Source organism: Sphingosinicella sp. (assembly GCF_013911755.1).
GTDB lineage: Bacteria > Pseudomonadota > Alphaproteobacteria > Sphingomonadales > Sphingomonadaceae > Sphingosinicella.
Window position 1 is genome coordinate 26,066 of the sequence record NZ_JACESP010000015.1, and the last position, 17,569, is coordinate 43,634.

Annotated in this window: 15 protein-coding genes; 6 read left to right on the top strand and 9 right to left on the bottom strand. The window is 65.7% G+C overall.

Going from position 1 to position 17,569, the window contains the following annotated elements:
- The first annotated feature begins 122 nt into the window (after positions 1-122).
- The 3 genes from H2052_RS11440 to H2052_RS11450 are packed head-to-tail and all read left to right on the top strand — an operon-like array spanning position 123 to position 4,213.
- The gene (locus H2052_RS11440) at positions 123-629 is read left to right on the top strand and encodes a hemerythrin domain-containing protein (protein ID WP_293781717.1); all 507 of its coding nucleotides are present in this window, start codon (positions 123-125) and stop codon (positions 627-629) included.
- Positions 629-2,908: a glycosyltransferase gene (locus tag H2052_RS11445; protein ID WP_293781846.1), complete on the top strand. Its 2,280-nt coding sequence runs from the start codon at positions 629-631 to the stop codon at positions 2,906-2,908. Before H2052_RS11440 ends, H2052_RS11445 begins: the two co-directional genes overlap by 1 nt.
- A gap of 21 nt (positions 2,909-2,929) precedes the next feature.
- Complete coding sequence (locus H2052_RS11450; RefSeq protein ID WP_293781719.1) at positions 2,930-4,213, top strand: glycoside hydrolase family 130 protein; 1,284 nt, start codon at positions 2,930-2,932, stop codon at positions 4,211-4,213.
- 7 nt (positions 4,214-4,220) lie between these two features.
- On the opposite strand, the gene H2052_RS11455 is transcribed toward H2052_RS11450, so the two are convergent.
- Positions 4,221-4,979, bottom strand: coding sequence for an IclR family transcriptional regulator (locus H2052_RS11455; RefSeq protein ID WP_293781721.1), 759 nt, complete (start codon positions 4,977-4,979; stop codon positions 4,221-4,223).
- A 96-nt stretch (positions 4,980-5,075) separates the two neighbouring features.
- Here H2052_RS11455 and H2052_RS11460 point away from each other — a divergent pair, with 96 nt between their 5' ends.
- Genes H2052_RS11460 through dmpG form a run of 3 tightly spaced genes read left to right on the top strand, consistent with a single transcriptional unit; the run spans position 5,076 to position 7,821 of the window.
- Positions 5,076-5,864 carry a fumarylacetoacetate hydrolase family protein gene (locus H2052_RS11460; protein ID WP_293781723.1) on the top strand — a complete coding sequence of 263 codons (789 nt, stop codon included), beginning with the start codon at positions 5,076-5,078 and terminating at the stop codon, positions 5,862-5,864.
- Positions 5,861-6,793, top strand: a complete 933-nt coding sequence (locus H2052_RS11465) for an acetaldehyde dehydrogenase (acetylating) (RefSeq protein ID WP_293781725.1) — start codon at positions 5,861-5,863, stop codon at positions 6,791-6,793. The genes H2052_RS11460 and H2052_RS11465 overlap by 4 nt, the downstream gene beginning before the upstream one ends.
- On the top strand, positions 6,790-7,821 hold the full coding sequence (gene dmpG / locus H2052_RS11470; protein ID WP_293781727.1) for a 4-hydroxy-2-oxovalerate aldolase: 1,032 nt from the start codon (positions 6,790-6,792) through the stop codon (positions 7,819-7,821). The genes H2052_RS11465 and dmpG overlap by 4 nt, the downstream gene beginning before the upstream one ends.
- Here the strand turns inward: dmpG and H2052_RS11475 are convergent.
- The 8 genes from H2052_RS11475 to H2052_RS11510 all read right to left on the bottom strand — a co-directional run bounded on the left by H2052_RS11475 (position 7,818) and on the right by H2052_RS11510 (position 17,494).
- Positions 7,818-8,795, bottom strand: coding sequence for an MDR family oxidoreductase (locus H2052_RS11475; RefSeq protein WP_293781729.1), 978 nt, complete (start codon positions 8,793-8,795; stop codon positions 7,818-7,820). The two genes, dmpG and H2052_RS11475, sit on opposite strands and share 4 nt — an antisense overlap.
- Positions 8,796-8,807: 12 nt before the next feature.
- A complete protein-coding gene (locus H2052_RS11480) occupies positions 8,808-9,581 on the bottom strand; it encodes a DUF1295 domain-containing protein (protein WP_293781731.1) in 774 nt (257 codons plus the stop codon).
- Positions 9,582-9,593: 12 nt separating this feature from the next.
- A complete protein-coding gene (locus H2052_RS11485; protein ID WP_293781733.1) occupies positions 9,594-10,061 on the bottom strand; it encodes a DUF3237 domain-containing protein in 468 nt (155 codons plus the stop codon).
- Entirely contained in the window at positions 10,058-10,831 is a 774-nt protein-coding gene (locus tag H2052_RS11490; protein ID WP_293781735.1) for a glucose 1-dehydrogenase, read from the bottom strand. Before H2052_RS11490 ends, H2052_RS11485 begins: the two co-directional genes overlap by 4 nt.
- A gap of 14 nt (positions 10,832-10,845) precedes the next feature.
- Complete coding sequence (locus H2052_RS11495; protein ID WP_293781737.1) at positions 10,846-13,425, bottom strand: TonB-dependent receptor; 2,580 nt, start codon at positions 13,423-13,425, stop codon at positions 10,846-10,848.
- 123 nt (positions 13,426-13,548) lie between these two features.
- Complete coding sequence (locus H2052_RS11500) at positions 13,549-14,658, bottom strand: DUF5938 domain-containing protein (RefSeq protein WP_293781739.1); 1,110 nt, start codon at positions 14,656-14,658, stop codon at positions 13,549-13,551.
- Entirely contained in the window at positions 14,655-16,283 is a 1,629-nt protein-coding gene (locus tag H2052_RS11505) for an AMP-binding protein (protein WP_293781741.1), read from the bottom strand. Before H2052_RS11505 ends, H2052_RS11500 begins: the two co-directional genes overlap by 4 nt.
- Positions 16,280-17,494 carry a thiolase family protein gene (locus H2052_RS11510; RefSeq protein WP_293781743.1) on the bottom strand — a complete coding sequence of 405 codons (1,215 nt, stop codon included), beginning with the start codon at positions 17,492-17,494 and terminating at the stop codon, positions 16,280-16,282. Before H2052_RS11510 ends, H2052_RS11505 begins: the two co-directional genes overlap by 4 nt.
- Positions 17,495-17,569 lie beyond the last annotated feature (75 nt).

A 17,569-nucleotide genomic window follows, 5' to 3' on the forward strand; every position in this document is an offset into this window, starting at 1 on the left:
TGCGGCGAATCGAGGAACGCGTGGCGCCATCCGTGCGTTGAACCGGACAACCACGCAATCATCAGCAAGCCGCGCTCCCCCGACGGACGCGATATCGTTTTTGCGGGCAAGGAGATACGGAAATGCCAGAACATACCGATGCGATCGCCCTCCTGAAGGCGGACCACCGCAAGGTCGAAGCGTTGTTCGAAGCCTTCGAAAAAGCAGGCGACAGCAAGCGCAAGCGCGATATCGTCCAGGAGATCTGCACCGAGCTCAAGGTGCACACGATGATCGAGGAGGAGATCTTCTATCCCGCACTGCGCGGCAAGATCGAGGACGACATGCTCGATGAGGCTTATGTGGAGCATGACGGCGCCAAGGTGCTGGTGAACGAACTCCAGAACGCGTTCCCCGATGAGCAGTATTACGATGCGAAGGTGACCGTGCTCGCGGAGGAGATCAAACACCACGTCGCCGAGGAAGAGCGCCCGTCCGAGGGAATGTTCGCGCAGGCCCGCAAGACGGATGTCGATCTCGTCGCGCTGCGCGATGAAATGCTGGCGCGCAAGCAGGACCTCATGGCCAAGGCGGGCGAAAAACCCCTCCCCGCGGCAAAGCCGAGCACGCTCAAACTGATTGCAGCGTGATGACTGGGCGCGCTGCTCCGCCCTTTCCGTCTTCGCTCGGGCATATCGCGCTCATCGGCAACAGCGAGCCGCGCCGCTGCGGTATCGCCACGTTCACCACCGATTGCCGGAATGCGCTGAAGGCGGCCTTCCCCGATCTGCGCGTCGATCTCTACGCCATGAAGGGCACCGAAGCGGACGAAGCCTATGCCGGCGACGTCCACCTTCTGGATGATCAGGATCTTCCCGCCTATTCGGAGGCCGCGCGCGCCATTGAGGAAAGCGGTGCCCAGGCGATTTGGCTCCAGCACGAATTCGGTATTTTCGGGGGGAGCAACGGGGACTATGTCCTGCACCTGCTTGCCCGCACGACGCTGCCTCTCATCACGACGCTCCATACCGTGCTCGAACATCCCGATGCGGACCAGCGCCGCGTGATGAACGCGCTGCTGGCCCGCAGCAGCCGCATCATGGTGATGGCGGAGCGCGGACGCAGCATCCTTTCCGAATGCTATGGCGTGGCGCCCGGGCGGATCAGCGTCATCCCGCACGGCGTTCCCGACCGCGCCTGCGTCGATCCCGATACGATGAAGCCGCGCTTCGGCTGGGAAAAGCGCAAGATCATCCTCACCTTCGGGCTTCTCGCGCCGGACAAGGGCATCGACACGATGATCCGCGCGATGCCGGCGATCGCGGCGCGGCATCCCGATGCGCTCTATGTCGTGCTCGGCGCGACGCATCCGAACCTGCTCCGGGCCGAGGGCGAGAGCTACCGCGAGCGGCTCACCGCGCTGGCGCGGGAGCTGGGAGTCGATCGGCAGATCGCCTTCATCGACCGGTTCGTCGCCCGCGACGAGCTGCTCGATCACCTTCAGGCAGCCGACATCTACGTGACGCCCTATGTGAATCCCGCGCAGATCACATCGGGCACGCTCAGCTATGCCGTCGGCCTCGGCAAGCCCGTAGTGTCCACACCCTATCTGCACGCCACGGAAATCCTCGATGCCGACCACGGCATCCTCGTCCCGTTCCGCGACAGCGAGGCAATGGCGGAGTCCGTGTCGAGCTTGCTGTCGCACACGCGCACCCGCCTCGCCTACAGCGCGCGTGCCTATGCGCGCGGCCGTTCCATGCTGTGGTCGGAGCTGGCGCGCAGCGCACATGCGCTCCTGGTCGCGGCGGAAGAGGAAAAGCCCGCGCGCCTGTTGCCGCGGCCCGCCGAAATCATCCTGCCGCCCGACGCGAGCGCCGTGCTGCGGATGAGCGATGCCACCGGTATGCTTCAGCACGGCGTCTTCGCCGTCCCGGATCGCTCCCACGGCTATTGCACGGACGACAACGCCCGCGCGCTTATCCTCATGCACCGCCTGCCGGCGCTGGACGATGCCGTGCGCGATCACTGGACCTCGGTCTACGCAGCCTTCCTTCAGCACGCATGGAATCCCGCGCGCGGCCGTTTCCGCAACTTCATGACCTACGACCGCAGGTGGTGCGAGGAAGAAGGCTCCGAAGACAGCTGCGGCCGCGCGCTTTGGGCGCTCGGCGTCACGGCGCGCGAAGCGCCGCTCGGCAAACACCGGGATTGGGGCCTACGCCTTTTCGAGACAGCGGCGTGCGACATGGCGCTCGAATCGCCGCGCGCCATGGCCTTCGCAATGCTGGGCGCCGTAGCCGTGCTCGATGCGGTGCCGCATCATGCCATGGCACGCGATCTGATTGAGCGATCGGGGGCCAGGTTGCTGGCCATCCTCGACGCGGTGCGCCGTCCCGACTGGGCGTGGTTCGAGGTTATGCTGGCCTACGACAACGCACGGCTTCCCGAAGCGCTTCTGACCGCCGGACGGCGTCTGCAGAATCCCGCATTCATCGATACCGGTCTTGCCACCCTCCGCTGGATCGTGGATCAGCAGACGTCCCCCTCCGGTCATTTCCGCGCGATCGGAAGCGAGAGTTTCGGGCGTCGCTACAAGCGCCCGCTGCCGTTCGATCAACAGCCGCTCGAAGCGCACGCCACGCTCGAGGCTTGCCTCGCCGCCTTCGAGGTGGCGCCGGACAGGCACTGGGTTGAGGTGGGGCGAAGCTGCTACCAATGGTTCCTCGGTCATAACGATCACGGAACCCCGCTGGCCACGCGCAGCGACGGCGGGTGTTTCGACGGCCTGACCCCGGTCGGCGTCAACCGCAATCAGGGCGCGGAATCGCTGCTTGCGCTGCAATTGTCCTCCTGTGCGATGATCAGGCTTTCGAAACTCGCCCAATCGATGGCACAAGAGCCCCCGGCGGAAAAACTCTCCGCCTGAGCCGGAGAGACGGGGCCCATTTTGCACGCAATCCATACGTTGCCGCTCCGCCTGACTGCGGACCCCTCGCGGGTTGTGGTGCGCCCCTTCCACCTCGGCTGGCAGGCGACGGGCGCCGCACCGAGCCGAAGCCGGCGTATCGTCGATGCGGTACTCGCGCTCGACGAGCAGATGGTCGCGGACGAGCTTGCGCTCGTGATGCGCGATTTCGAGGCGCGGCATTGGCAGACGCAGAAGGTCTTCCTCACCCGCTGCGACGAGGTGGCCACGATGCTGGCCCTGGATACGGGCCCGCTCAGCACGGCGCGGCGGCAGCTGATCGGCGCCTATTTCTGCCATGAATACAGCTACGCCGCCGCCGCGCTCATGAACCCGAGCGTCGTGCCGCATGTCGATCAAAGCGGTCTTGGCAAGGAAAGCGTGCGCATCGTGCTGTCGCTGCGCGCCGTCGGCGAGGGGCATATTTCCTCCGTCGCCTTTCGGGAGGGCATTCTTGGGCCCGAAGGCACGCTTCAGCTTGCCCCGCAGCCGCCTTTCGCAACCGCAGCAGACGCGCATAGCCCCGAGGAAACGCTACAGGAAGGGCCAGTCTGCGTGTATCGCCATGCCGACAGCACGCTTTCGGGCACGGTTTTGTTTCCGATCACCCCCGCGCAGACCAACGGCCTTGAAGACCTGCGTCTCCTGCGTTTCGAACACGACGACGGAAGCCATGAATGGCTTGGCACCTACACCGCCTATAACGGCCGCGAGATCCGCTCCGAGATGCTCTCGACGCGGGATTTCCGCAGCTTCCACCTCACTCCGCTTACCGGCCGGGCAGCGCGCAACAAGGGCATGGGCCTGTTTCCGCGCAAGATCGACGGCCGCTACCTGATGATCGGCCGGCAGGATGGTGAAAACCTCTACCTGATCGCGTCCGACACGCTCACCCATTGGGATGAGGGCGAGCTGCTGCTCACGCCCAAATACTCCTGGGAGCTTCTGCAAATCGGGAACTGCGGCGCGCCCATCGAACTCGACGAAGGCTGGCTCGTGCTCACCCACGGCGTCGGCGCGATGCGCAAATATTCGATCGGTGCCGTGCTGCTCGACAAGACCGACCCTTCCCGCGTGCTCGGGCGCACGTCTGCGCCGCTGCTCGCCGCCTCCGAAGAGGACCGCGAGGGTTATGTGCCGAACGTCGTCTACACCTGCGGCGCGCTGCGCCACGGGGATTGTATTTTCATGCCCTACGGCATCGCCGACAGCACCGTGGCGTTCGGTTTCATGCGCATCCCCGACCTGCTCGCGACACTATCCTAGGGCGCGTTCAGGGCAGTGCGGCGAACGGCGCCATTGCCTCCGCCGCCTCCCGCGCAGCGTCCTGCAATCGGGCGAGCACCGGCACGCGGCTACGTCGCGCCGGCCAGTTTCCGCGGCCTGACAGCGACACCGCGAAGGTCACCGCGCCGCGCGCGGCAGGCACCGGCACGGCAAGGCAGGTGAGGCCGGAAACCACCTCCTCGTCATCGACGGCATATCCCTCCGCGCGGATACGATCGAACGCCTGCCGCAGGGCGTCCGGGTCCGTGATCGTGCGCGGCGTCAGCGCGATGAACGGCGCGCTGGCGAGATACTCGGCTTGCTCCTCCCCCGGAAGGTGCGCGAGCAGAACCTTGCCGATGCCCGAACAATACGCCTCGAGCTGGATGCCTTCGCGCGTAAACAGGCCCGCCTCGTCGCCTTCCTTGATCAGGTAGGTCACCATGTTGCTTTCAAGCCGGCCGAGATGCGCCGTCAGACCCGTGCGCTGCGCCAGCTTCGCAAGCACCGGCCGCGCCGCCTCCGCGGCCGCGGCATGCGCCGAAATCGCGCCGCTCACCGCGAGCAGCGCTGGACCCGCCACGAAACGCCCGCGCCGCACACGGTGCAGATAGCCGCCCTTCGCTAGGGTCGCGGCAAGGCGGTGCGTGGTGGCGATCGGCAGGCCGAGTTCCTGCCCGATGTCGATCGCGGATCGCTGCGCCCCATCGCGTGCGACAGCCGCGAGGAGCGCAAGGCCCCGCTCCAGCGCGGCCACAGATGGCATTCCCTTTTTCACCTGATGAGAACTAGAGGCTTTGCCTCGCTGTGCGCAACAGCCGCTTGCGCTTATGGTCGGCGACGAAAAGCAGGAGAAGCGATCTTGGGCCGGGATTTGGAAACCACCGCCGCGCGTCTGCGCGATGCCTACGCGGGATCGGTGATCCCGCCGCTCCGCGATGCGCTGGAGCCTAACGATGTGGACGGCGCCTATGCCGTTCAGGCGATCAATACACGCTTCTGGGAAGCCGCGGGACGCCGCATCGTGGGCCGCAAGGTGGGATTGACCGCAAAGGCAGTGCAACAGCAGCTCGGCGTCGATCAGCCCGACTTCGGCGTCCTGTTCGACGACATGGAGGTCGCCGACGGCGGCGTCATCCCGGCCGGACGCCTCATTCAGCCCAAGGCGGAGGCGGAAGTCGCGCTCATCCTCGGCAGCGACCTTGCCGGGCCTGAGATAACGCGCGCCGATGTCGAAGCGGCGGTCGCCGAAGTCGCAGCCGCCATCGAGATCGTCGACAGCCGCATCGCCGACTGGAAGATCACCTTCGCCGACACGGTCGCCGACAACGGCTCCTCGGCCATGTTCGCGCTCTCGGAAACACGTCGTCCGCTCGCCGGGCTGGACCTCTGGACGTGCGGCATGGCCCTCGAAGTGAACGGCGCGGTCGTCTCGCTCGGCGCGGGCTGCGCCTGTCTCGGCCATCCGCTGAACGCCGCCGCGTGGCTCGCGCAGACCCTCGCGGCACGCGGCGAGCCGCTGCGCGCGGGCGACATCATCCTCACCGGCGCGCTCGGCCCGATGGTCCCGATCCAGCCCGGCGACAGCGTGCGCGCCACCATCGGCGGGCTCGGCACCGTCTCGTTCGCTTATGGAAAGGAAAGCGCATGAGCGCGAAGGTGAAGGTCGCGATCATCGGTTCGGGCAACATCGGCACCGATCTGATGATCAAGGTCATGCGCCTGTCGGATACTCTGGAAATGGGCGCGTTCGTCGGCATCGACCCGGACTCGGATGGGCTGAAGCGCGCCGCGCGCATGGGCGTGCCGATCACTGCGGGCGGCATCGACGGCCTCGTCGCCATGTCCGAATTCGCCGACATTGCGATCGTCTTCGATGCCACATCAGCGGGCGCGCACGCGAAGCACAACGAAGTCCTGCAAGCCCACGGCAAGCGCGTGATCGATCTCACCCCTGCCGCGATCGGTCCGTTCACGATCCCGCCGGTGAACGGCGACGCCAACCTCGATGAGCGCAACGTCAACATGGTGACGTGCGGCGGCCAGGCGACGATCCCGATCGTAAACGCCGTGAACCGCGTCGCGAAGGTGCATTACGGTGAGATCGTCGCGTCGATCGCCTCCAAGTCCGCAGGTCCCGGCACGCGCGCCAACATCGACGAGTTCACCGAAACCACGAGCCGCGCCATCGTCGAGGTCGGCGGTGCGACACGCGGCAAGGCGATCATCATCCTCAATCCCGCCGAACCTCCGCTCATCATGCGCGACACCGTCTATTGTCTTGCCGAGGATGGCGACACCGCCGCGATCGAGGCGTCCGTCGAAGCGATGGTCGCCGAGGTGCAGAAATACGTGCCCGGCTACCGCATGAAGCAGAAGGTGCAGTTCGAGCATATCGGCTCCAACCGTCCGCTGCGTATCCCCGAGATGGACGGCGAGTTCACCGGCCTCAAGGTCAGCGTGTTCCTCGAAGTCGAAGGTGCGGCGCACTATCTCCCCGCCTACGCGGGCAATCTCGACATCATGACCTCCGCGGCATTGAAGACTGCCGAGAAGATCGCGGAAAGGATGGCGGCATGAGCTTCGACCCCACCAAGACCAAGCTCTACATTCAGGACGTCACGCTGCGCGACGGGATGCACGCCATCCGTCACCAATATGGTCTCGATCATGTGAAGACGATCGCGAAGGTACTCGACCGCGCCAAGGTCGATGCCATCGAAGTCGCGCACGGCGACGGGCTTTCTGGCAGTTCCTTCAACTACGGCTTCGGCGCGCACACCGATTGGGACTGGATCGGCGCCGTCGCCGAGGTGCTGGAACACAGCGTGCTGACGACGCTGCTGCTGCCGGGCATCGGAACGATCCACGATCTCAAGCACGCCTACGATCTCGGCGTGCGCTCGGTGCGCGTCGCGACGCATTGCACCGAGGCGGACGTTTCCAAGCAGCACATCGAATACGCGCGCGGTCTCGGAATGGACGTCTCGGGTTTCCTGATGATGAGCCACATGTCCGAGCCCGAATCTCTCGCGAAACAGGCCAAGCTGATGGAGGATTACGGCGCGCACTGCGTCTACGTCACCGACAGCGGCGGCGCCATGACGATGGATCAGTATGCCGCGCGCCTGCAGGCTTACGACCGCGTGCTGAAGCCCGAAACGCAGCGCGGCGTCCACGCGCACCACAACCTCTCGCTCGGCGTCGCGAACTCCATCGTCGCCGTGCAGAACGGTGCGGTGCGTGTCGATGCAAGCCTTGCGGGCATGGGCGCAGGCGCGGGCAACGCCCCGCTCGAAGTGTTCATCGCCGCCGCCGATGTTCACGGCTGGAACCACGGCTGCGATCTCTACGCGCTGATGGACGCCGCCGAAGATCTCGTCCGCCCGCTGCAGGACCGCCCCGTCCGCGTCGATCGCGAGACGCTCACGCTCGGCTACGCGGGCGTGTATTCAAGCTTCCTGCGCCACGCCGAAAAGGCCGCTGCCGAATACGGCCTCGATACGCGCGCGATCCTCGTCGAACTCGGCCGCCGCAAGATGGTCGGCGGTCAGGAAGACATGATCGTCGACGTCGCGCTCGACATGCTCAAGGAAAGCGCCGCCTAAAGCGCCACGACGATGCGCCCCCGCACCTTGCCCTGAAGAATGTCCCCCGCCGAGGGAATCACATCTTCGAGCGCGATCTCGCGGATCATGCTTTCAAGCTTCGCGGGATCAAGGTCACGGGCCAGGCGGCTCCACGCCTCCTCTCGATCCCCGCGCGGCGCCATTACGCTATCGACACCCGACAGCGTCACGTTGCGCAGGATGAACGGATAGAGCGTCGCCGGCAGGTCGATGCCCTGCGCGAGGCCCGTCGCCGCGACGATGCCCCCGTAGCGCATCTGCGCGCAGACGTTGACCAGCGTATGGCTCCCAACCGTGTCGATCGCGCCCGCCCAGCGTTCGGCCTGCATCGGTGCACCCGGCTCGGCGAGCGTATTGCGGTCGATGATCTCCGCCGCGCCAAGCGCTTTCAGATAATCCGCGCCCTCGGGCCTGCCCGTGGAGGCGGCGACGCGGTAGCCGAGTTTCGAAAGCACAGCGATGGCGACACTCCCGACCCCGCCGCTCGCGCCCGTCACGATAACCTCGCCGTCGCCGGGCTTCACACCCAGCTTCTCCAGCCGCAGCACGCACAGCATCGCGGCATATCCCGCCGTGCCGATCGCCATCGCCTGCCGCGTCGTGAACGCATCCGGCAGCCGCACCAGCCAGTCCCCATCCACGCGCGCCTTGCCCGCCAGCCCGCCCCAGTGCCGCTCGCCAACGCCCCAGCCGTTCAGCACCACCCGGTCGCCCGCTTTCCATTTGGCATGGTCGCTCGCCTCGACGACCCCGGCGAAGTCGATGCCCGGCACCATCGGAAAGCTCTGGATCAGCGGAATGGCGCCAGTGATCGCGAGCCCGTCCTTGAAGTTCACCGTGGAATATTCGACGCGAACGGTCACGTTCCCCGCGGGCAGATCGCTGTCGTCCAGCGTGTCGATCCGCGCCGCCTGTCCGGCGTCGGTCTTGTCGATGATGATGGCCTTGAACATGCGGCGATACTCCTATGATTTCCGAAAGCGGTCGGCGATCGCGCGGCCGTTCAGCAGGCCCCACGGGATCAGCAGCCCCGTCTTCGCCTTGTAGTCCGCCCAGCCCGGATGGCGCGAGATCGCGTGGTCCTTCTGGTACATGCGGGGCAGGAAGGTGGAGACGGTCGCGTAGATCACGATGGCCCACGCGATCCAGTGCTGCGCGAGCAGCGCATAGGCCGAATAGATCATGATCTCGCCGAGATAATTGGGATTGCGCGTGTACGCATAAAGCCCGCCGGTGAAGAGCCCGGAGCGGTACTTCAGCGTGAAGTGCCGCTGGCCGTCCGCCGCGATCATCGTGACGACGCCAAGCGTATGGAGCGCGATCGCGGCGGCAAGCAGCGGCCCGGAAGGATCGATGTGCCGCGACAGGAACAACCACGGGATCAGCCAGTACCACGCCACCAGCATCACATACATGTTCACCGCGCCCCACCACGCCGTCGTGCGGTCGAGCTGATGGTCGCGAAAGCCGAGATCCTTGATCAGCCAGCAATAGCCGTAGCAGCCGTGCAGCGCGAGATAGACCCACGCCGCATCGCTGAAATTGCCCGTCACGCGCATCATCGCGAAGATGATGAACACCGTGAAGATCTTGTGCAGGTTCACCGCGGTGGCGACCTTGATGCGCGGGCTGCCCTTCGCCTCGAAGATCAGGTGTGCATGAATCCACAGCATGAAGCGCGCCCACGCCGGAACCGGTTCGCGCTCCGTTTCCGCTCCGCCGATTGCCGTCGTCGCCATCTCGCCCTCCCCTCAGAGTATCTCGTAGGTGCGGTATTGAACGCCGCCGTTCCCCGTGCTGCCGATCCCGACCGCGCAGATGCCGTTCAGCCACGCATAGGCCGGACTGCCGGTTTCGAAGAGAATGAGCGTGCGGAAATAATAGCGCGAAGGATCGACAGGCGCCGCGCTCGCCACATCCAGCACGGCGGGCAGCAATGCAGGATCGGCAACGATGCGCCCCGTATAGGTGAGATAGACGAAAGCGCCGTCATCGGTTTCCACCGTCGCGCGCACATCGAGCGCGATCGATCCGTCCGAGCGCACCAGCGCCCAGTCGCCCCCCGGCGGCACGAAGCGGCCATTGATGCGCTCACCTTTGAGCGTGCCGCCGCCCACCGGAAAGATCGCGCGCTGCCCATTCGGCGTCGCGCCGATCGTGATGGGCGCGGTGAGCGCGATGTCCGCGTCGTAAATGTGCCGGTATCGAAGCTCGGTCATGCCGCCGTGTACCCTCCGTCCACGATGAGTTCGCTTCCCGTCATGTACCGCGCATCGTCGCTGGCGAGAAACAGGATCGGCCCCGCGATTTCGTCAGGTACGGCAAAGCGCCCGATCGGGATGCGCGCCAGCGTTTCGGCGGCGAACGCCGCGCCTTCGTCGGCGGGCATCGATCCGATGGCGTCCGAAACCAGTAGCGTCTCGGTATAGCCCGGATGCATCGAGTTGACGCGGATCGGATAGGCCTTCCGCGCGCAGTGCAGCGCCGCGTTGCGCGTCAGCAGCTTCACCGCGCCCTTCGAAGCGTTATACGCCGCCAGCAGCGGCTCCCCGACATTGCCCGCGATCGAGGCAACGTTGATGATCGCCCCGCCCTTCTCCTTCATCGCGCCGATCGCCGCCTTGGTGCCGAGGAACACGCCCTCCACGTTCACCGCCATCGTCAATCGCCAGTCCGCGAGCGTGGTATCCTCCACCGACGCGATACGCGCGATCCCCGCATTGTTCACCAGCACGTCGAGGCGGCCGTGCCGATGGATCACGTCCGCGACGAGCCGGTCCCAGTCCGCCTCGCGCGTCACATCCTGCACCGCCGCCTCAACGGCCAGGCCCTCGCCTGAAAGCCGCTCTGCCTGCGCCTCGACCTCGCCCGCGAGCACGTCGGTGATGACAACCACCGCGCCCTCGCGCGCGAACCGCTCGGCGGAGGCGAGGCCGATGCCCCGCGCTCCGCCCGTGATGACGACGACCTTGCCTTCGAAACGCCGCATGATCGCCTCCGCTCTCAGAACCGCGCCGTGACTTCGACGCCGTAGGTGCGCGGCGATCCACGATTCAGGTAATCGAGGCCGAACACGTCGATGTTGAGCCCGTAGGTGTAGTAGAACTTGTTGGTCAGGTTCTTGCCCCACACGCTGATGGACACATTTTCCATGTCGTATGTCAGGCGGCTGTTGAACAGCCAGTAGCCGGGATTGCCGCAGGCGATGGCGGGGCCAGCCTGCAGGATGTTGGAACCTGCCGCAGGCGTGTCGCACGGCGACTGGCCGTAGTCCTTGAACGGGTCGAAATAATATTTGCCCATGTAGGACGTGTCGCCGCGCAGCGTCAGCGTGCCGTTCCCGATCTCCGCGACATCCCAGTCGAATCCGGCCGAGAACGTGATCTCCGGCGCGTTCGGAAACGGGTTGCCGTTCACGTTTCGCGTCGGGCTGCTCGGATCGGTGGGATCGAGCGTATTGCCCTTGTATTTGCTGTTGAGGAGGCCGAGCGACGCATCAAAGCGCAGCGTGTCGAGCGCCTGCCACGCCAGTTCCGCCTCGCCGCCGTAAAGCCGCCCGTTGGCGCTGCGCGTGAACGTGGTGGCGCCGATCACCTGCGTCACCTGGTGGTTCGAATAATCGTAATAGAAGCCCGCGAGATTGAGCTGCACGCTGCGATCGAACAGGCGCGTCTTCAGGCCGCCTTCGTAGGCATTCACCTTCTCGGGCTGGATGTAATAGACCTGATTTGTGCCCTGATAGGCGAGGCCGTTGAAGCTGCCGCTCCGGTAGCCGCGGCTGTAGTTCACATAGCCCATGATATCGTCGGTGAAATCGTAGCTCACGTTGATGCGGCCGGTCAGCCGGTTCGCCTTCTCGCGCTGGCTCACCGCGGGCAGGCTCGGATCATAGGGGAAACTGTACGGGATCGTGCTCGCCACGATATTGTTGCCCGCAAGATCGTAAAGGATCGTCCGCCCGTTCGAATACTTCACCTTGTCCATCGTGTAGCGAAGCCCGACGCTGATGTTCAGCTGGTCGGTCACGTCGAAGCTGACGTCGCCGTAGATCGCCTTCGAAGGCCGCGTGATCGAATAATATTGATCGCCGAGGATCGGGCTGAACGGCGGCGCCCCCGCCGCGCGGCACGCTGCGGAGAATGCCCCGCCGAAGCCGCCGCCGCCGCTGTTGTCCACCGCAATGTCGGTAAGCAGCGCAACGAGCGAACGCGCATCGAGGAACCCGGTCGGGTTGACGTTCACCGGCGCGCAAAAGCCGGGGTCCGATGGCGCAAGCGTCGGGTCGAGCGCGAACGCGGGCAGGATGCCGATCGAATCCGGCGTCGCGATCGCAGGGTTGCTGTAGGTGCCGGGCAGCCCCGCGCCGAGCAGGATCGGACGCAGGACACCGAAGAAGTCGACCTCGTTGTGCGTATCCACTTTGTCGCGGCCGTAATAGAGCCCGCCGACCACGCTGATCCGGTCTCCGTCGTAGGTCAGGCGCAGATCCTGGTTGAAGTTCTCGCTCTTTGAATAATAGCGCAGCGAGCAGAGATCGTTCGGGGAGCCGTCGCAGTCGAACGGCGAATTGCGGTACTTGCCCTTGTCGTAGCCCGTGATCGAGGTCAGCGTCAGTTCGTCGCTGACATCGTAGGCGATGGTGAGCGCGATACCCTTCGATGAGCTGTAGTATTTCCCCCCCGTGTCGGAGGCCACTTCGTTGCGCTTCAGCAAACGCCCGCCGAGCGCCGCTTGCGGATCATAGCGCGAATAGCCGAGCGCATCCCGCCCGCCCGAAAGCTGGCCCTGCGAATAGGCGAGCGCCGCCCACGGATCATCCTTGGAGGCATAGCCCTTCACCGTGATGTCGAGCGCATCGGTCGGCTTGAAGCGCACGGTGATGCGGCCCGCGATCGAATCCGTCGTGGCGACATCGCGATCCTGGATCGGGTTGAACATGAAGCCGTCGCCCTTGGACCGCGTTCCGGCGAAGCGGATGCCGAGCACGTCGGGAATGAGCGTCGCCTCGAACGCGGCTTCGGCGGACTTGGTGTCGTAATTGCCGTAGCCGAGCGTCAGATAGCCGTCCGTCCCGTCGAGATCGGGGCGCTTGGTGAAGAAGCTGATCGCGCCGCCCGTCGTGTTGCGCCCGTAGAGCGTGCCCTGCGGGCCGCGCAGCACCTCGACGCGGTCGAGATCGTAAAGCTGCTGGCCGTGGCTGGCGCGGAAGCTCTGGTAGACTTCGTCCACATAGACGCCCACGGGCGATGCGGTGGAGGCGGTGAATTCGTTCGCCACCGAAATGCCGCGCAGCGAGAAGTTCGGCTGCGTCTTGCCGTAGGGCGTCGTAACCTGAAGGTTGGGCATCGTGCCCATCAGGTCGGACGTTTCCGAAACACCGCGCGCCGCGAGATCGTCACCGGTGAACGCCGAAACCGCGACCGGCACGTCCTGCAGGTTCTGGCTGCGCTTCTGCGCGGTAACGACAATCTCCTCGAGACCGCCCGAAACCTCTGTGGCGGCGTCCTGTGCGAATGCGGGCGCGGCCATCGCGGTCGAAAGCAGCAGCGCTACGATCCGCGTCGTTTCCATTTTCCTGTCCATATGATCCTCCCCTTGATCGTTTGTGCGGACAAAACCCATCTGTTCCCGCCGAAGCATTCGGCAGGCCCTAACCTCTGTGATGATCTTTGGGGCTTCAGCCCCGCGCGCTATCGCGCCTTGCGATCACGTCGCCTGCGCCTCCCACGTGTGATACCCATGCTCCGCCCATACGTTCAGGATGGTGCGGGCGCCGAAAGCCTTGGCCGGAGACTGGAAACCGGCGGCGAGAAGTTGTCCGCGCAGGATGCGGCGACAGGCTTCCGCCGCGAGCAGACCCGTCTGGATGTAAGGTGAATTGCCGCGCAGGATCACCGATACGCCGGACGTGTTGCCGCGCCCGATGCACGAGATCACCGATCGGTTGACGTCGGGGTTCTCGCGGTCGGGCTCGACCTGCGTCAATTGCCCGCCGAGTTCGTTGCAGATGCGCTCCTGCTCGGCGTCGGGCAGGTGGCTGTATTCCTTCTCGAACTTTTCCAGCGTGGCGATCACCGCGTCGAACATCACCTGGCTGCGGAAGCCGACGAGCGTCGAACAGTTGCTGACGCGCGCGTCGCCCTCGTACCACACCGGCTCGCCGCCGCCCGACCACGGCAGACCCCGGAACAGCCGGTGCGAATCCGGCGCCTTCACGAGGTAGGACGTCGCCATCGGCCACACCGCGAGCTTGCGGTGCTCGATGTAATATTGCGGCCGCGTGCACATGCGCAGGAACGACTTCGTCGAAGCGACGCTGGTCGCTGAATCCGCGAGGTAGAGTATATCGAGCGAGTCGATGCCGGGGGTTTCGAGCGCGATCTCCGCAGCGATATTCCCCGCCGCCCACATGTAGGACGTGGCGGGCGCAAGCAGCAGACCTTTCGCGGCGAACTTCGCGCCATAGGTCTCGCGGACGTGGCGCATCCAGTCCGCCTCGCCCGTGGTATCGAGATAATGACACCCGGCTTCAAGACACGCCTGCACCACGGGGTCGCCAAGCTGCATGAACGGCCCTGTGACGTTGTAGACGACCTTCGCGCCCGCGAAGAGCTTGGCGAGCGACGCCGCGTCGTGCGAAACCGCGCGGCATTCGAAGTTCGCGCCCTTCAGCTCGGGCACGCGCGCCATCTGCTCTTCAAGCCGCTTCTGGTCGCGCCCGGCGGCGATGAACGGGATGCCCGCTTCCGCCAGATGCCAAGAGATCAGTTTGCCGGTGTAGCCACTGGCGCCGTAGACGATAACAGGTGCGCTCATTGCGTCGCTCTCCCCAGGGTGATTGTGGTTGGCCCCGATGGGCCGAAGACTACCGCATCGGGCGCGCCCAGCATCGTGATGAGATGCCGGGCCTGCGGTTTTTCAGAGGCGGTTTTCGGAATTTCGCCGACGATCTGCACCAGCGAGGGCATCGACGCCGAACCGATCCGCTCCCGGCAGTGCGTGAAGACGGAGAGCGGGTCGAAATCCCCGGCAGGCACGATCGCCGCGACGACCTCTTTCTCGCCCGGCGCATTCTGCGCCGTGGCTGCGCCGTAGACGTGGACGTCCCCCACACCGTCCATCGCGGCGATCTCCGCCTCGATCTGCACGGCGTTTACAAAATCCCCGTTTCGCCGGATCGCGTCGCCCGCCCGGTGCGAGAAGAACACCCAGCCGTCCGCGTCCTTGTAGCCGATGTCGCCGGTGCGAAACCACCCGCCCCGCGTCTTCGCCGCCGACGCTTCGGGGTTGCGGAAATACTCGACCGCAGGCGTCTCGCCCCCCTCTGGCCGAAAGCACATCTCCCCCAGAACCCCGGGCGCGCAGTCTTTGTCGTCTTCGTCAAGGATCGCGCAGATAGTCCCGGCAGGCGGCTTCCCGATCGAACCAATAGGCCCGACGCCCGGAAGGTTGATGGTAAGCCCCCCTTCCGCCGCCCCGAAGAACTCCAGAACCTGGACCCCGAACCGCGCCTCGAAATCCCGCCACATCGCAGGCGGCATCCCCGCGCTCAGCACCATGCGCACTTTGTGCGCCCGGTCGCGCGGCGAAGGCGGCTCCGCGTAGATCGCCACCGCCATGCCGCCGAGCAGGTTGAACACCGTGCAGCCGTAATGCCCCAGGATTTCCCAAAGCCGCGACTTCGAAAAGCGCCGGCTGACCACCAGCGGAAGCTGCATCGCAAGCGCGTTGCCGAGCGTGATGAGCTGCGCGTTCGCGTGCGTGAAGGAGAGCCCCGTATAAAGCTTGTCGTCGCCGCGCACCTGGAGCAGCGGCCCGAACGTGGAAACCGCGGCATAGCGCGCATAAGGCGCCAGGATCGCCTTGGGGTCTCCCGTCGTGCCGGACGTGTAGAGCATCTGCATCGGCCGCGCGAGGTCGGTGCCCGGATCGGCGGGCGCCGCCCCTGCCCCGGCAAGCACCTGCGCCAGCGTCGCGACCCGGACGCCGGGCAAAGGCTGCGATGTATCTCCCAGCACCCACACCCAGCCGAGATCGGGCACGTCGGCAATCACCTCCGCGAGCGCGGGCAGGGCTTCGGGCGCCACGATCGCGCCCCGGCATCCGGCGAAGCGCAGCATGAACGCCAACCGCGCGCCGCGCGTTCTCGGGTCGATCGGCACGAAGATCGTCGCGGCAAGTTCGGAGCCGATCATCGCATCCACGAACTCGGGGTGGTTCGGCATCACAAGCGCGAAGCTGTCGCCCGACTTCATGCCCTCCCCCGCGAGCGCACCCGCGATGCGCGCGCCGTTCGCCAGGAGCTCACCGTAGCTCCGCGTCTCCTCGGCAAAGCGCCCGTCCGGCCCGATATCGACGAACGTCAGCATTGCCCCGTCGCGTACCCCCGCGCCGGCACGGAGCATCTGCACGGGCGTGCGCAAGGCGTGTACTTCACTCACCGCGACAGCACCGTCATCACCAGCGCCGCCGCATCCCGCCCAAGGAAGCCGCCGCCGTTCTCCGCAACCGCAAGCCGCGCCCCCTCCACCTGCCGCGCACCGGCACGACCGCGAAGCTGCTCGGTTAGTTCATATACTTGCGCAAGACCCGTCGCGCCGATCGGATGCCCCTTGCGGACAAGCCCCCCCGACGTGTTCACCGGCACCCGCCCGCCAAGCGCCGTCGCGCCGCTTTCGAGCAGCGCCACCCCCTCGTTGCGCGGACACAGCCCAAGGTATTCGTAGTACATCAGCTCGGCAGGCGACGTCGCGTCGTGAAGCTCGACACAGTCGATATCCTCGGCCGCGATCCCCGCCATCGCATAAGCCTCACTCGCCGCCCATTCGGTGATCCCCGGCGCGCCCGGCGCAGGCTCGAAGGCACTGGCGATCAGCGAGCTGCGCACATGCACCGGATCGGCGATCCCACGTCCGCGCGCGAACTTCGGCGACACAATCACCGCCGCCGCCGCGCCGTCGCCCAGCGGCGAACACATCGGCAGCGTCAGCGGCGCTGAGATAAGCGGCGCCGCCAGCACCGCGTCGGCATCGAGCACGTCACGAAACTGCGCGCGCGGGTTGAGGCTGCCGTGCAGCGAATTCTTCGCCGAAACTTCAGCGAAATGCCGCGCCGTCGCGCCGCTCCGCGCGCTGTAGTCGCGCGCCATGCGAGCATAGATATCCATGAACAGCGAACGCTGCCGGCCCGACTCATCGTTCGCAGAACGATCACCGTCGACATAAGCGTAAAGCTCTTCCGGCTTCTCGACGTCGACGGCGCCAAGGAACACGGCAAAGCTCTTCGCTTTGTCTTCGTGGAAGAGTTTCTCGACACCGAACGCCAGCACCACGTCATAAACGCCAAGCGTCACCATCGTGCACGCCTGCTGGAACGCCGTGGATGCGGTGGCGCAGGCGTTTTCCACGTTCACCACTGGAATACGCCCGACGCCCATGCCGCGCAGGATCGCCTGCCCCGCGATGCACGCCTGCCCGGTCACGAGCGGCGCGGCGGCATTCCCCGCCCATGCCGCCTCGATCTCGCGCGCCCCGACGTTCGCATCCTTGAGCGCCTCACCGATCGCCTCGTGCGCGAGGCTGGACAGGCTTCGGTCCAGATGCTTGCCGAAGCGGGTCATTCCGACACCGGCAATGATCGCGTTCTGCTTCATTCCATCCCCTCGGACAAACCTTCCCCGTCGGCCGAAAACCCGTTCGGCCGCACCTTTTTTACTCTGTGTTTCCGC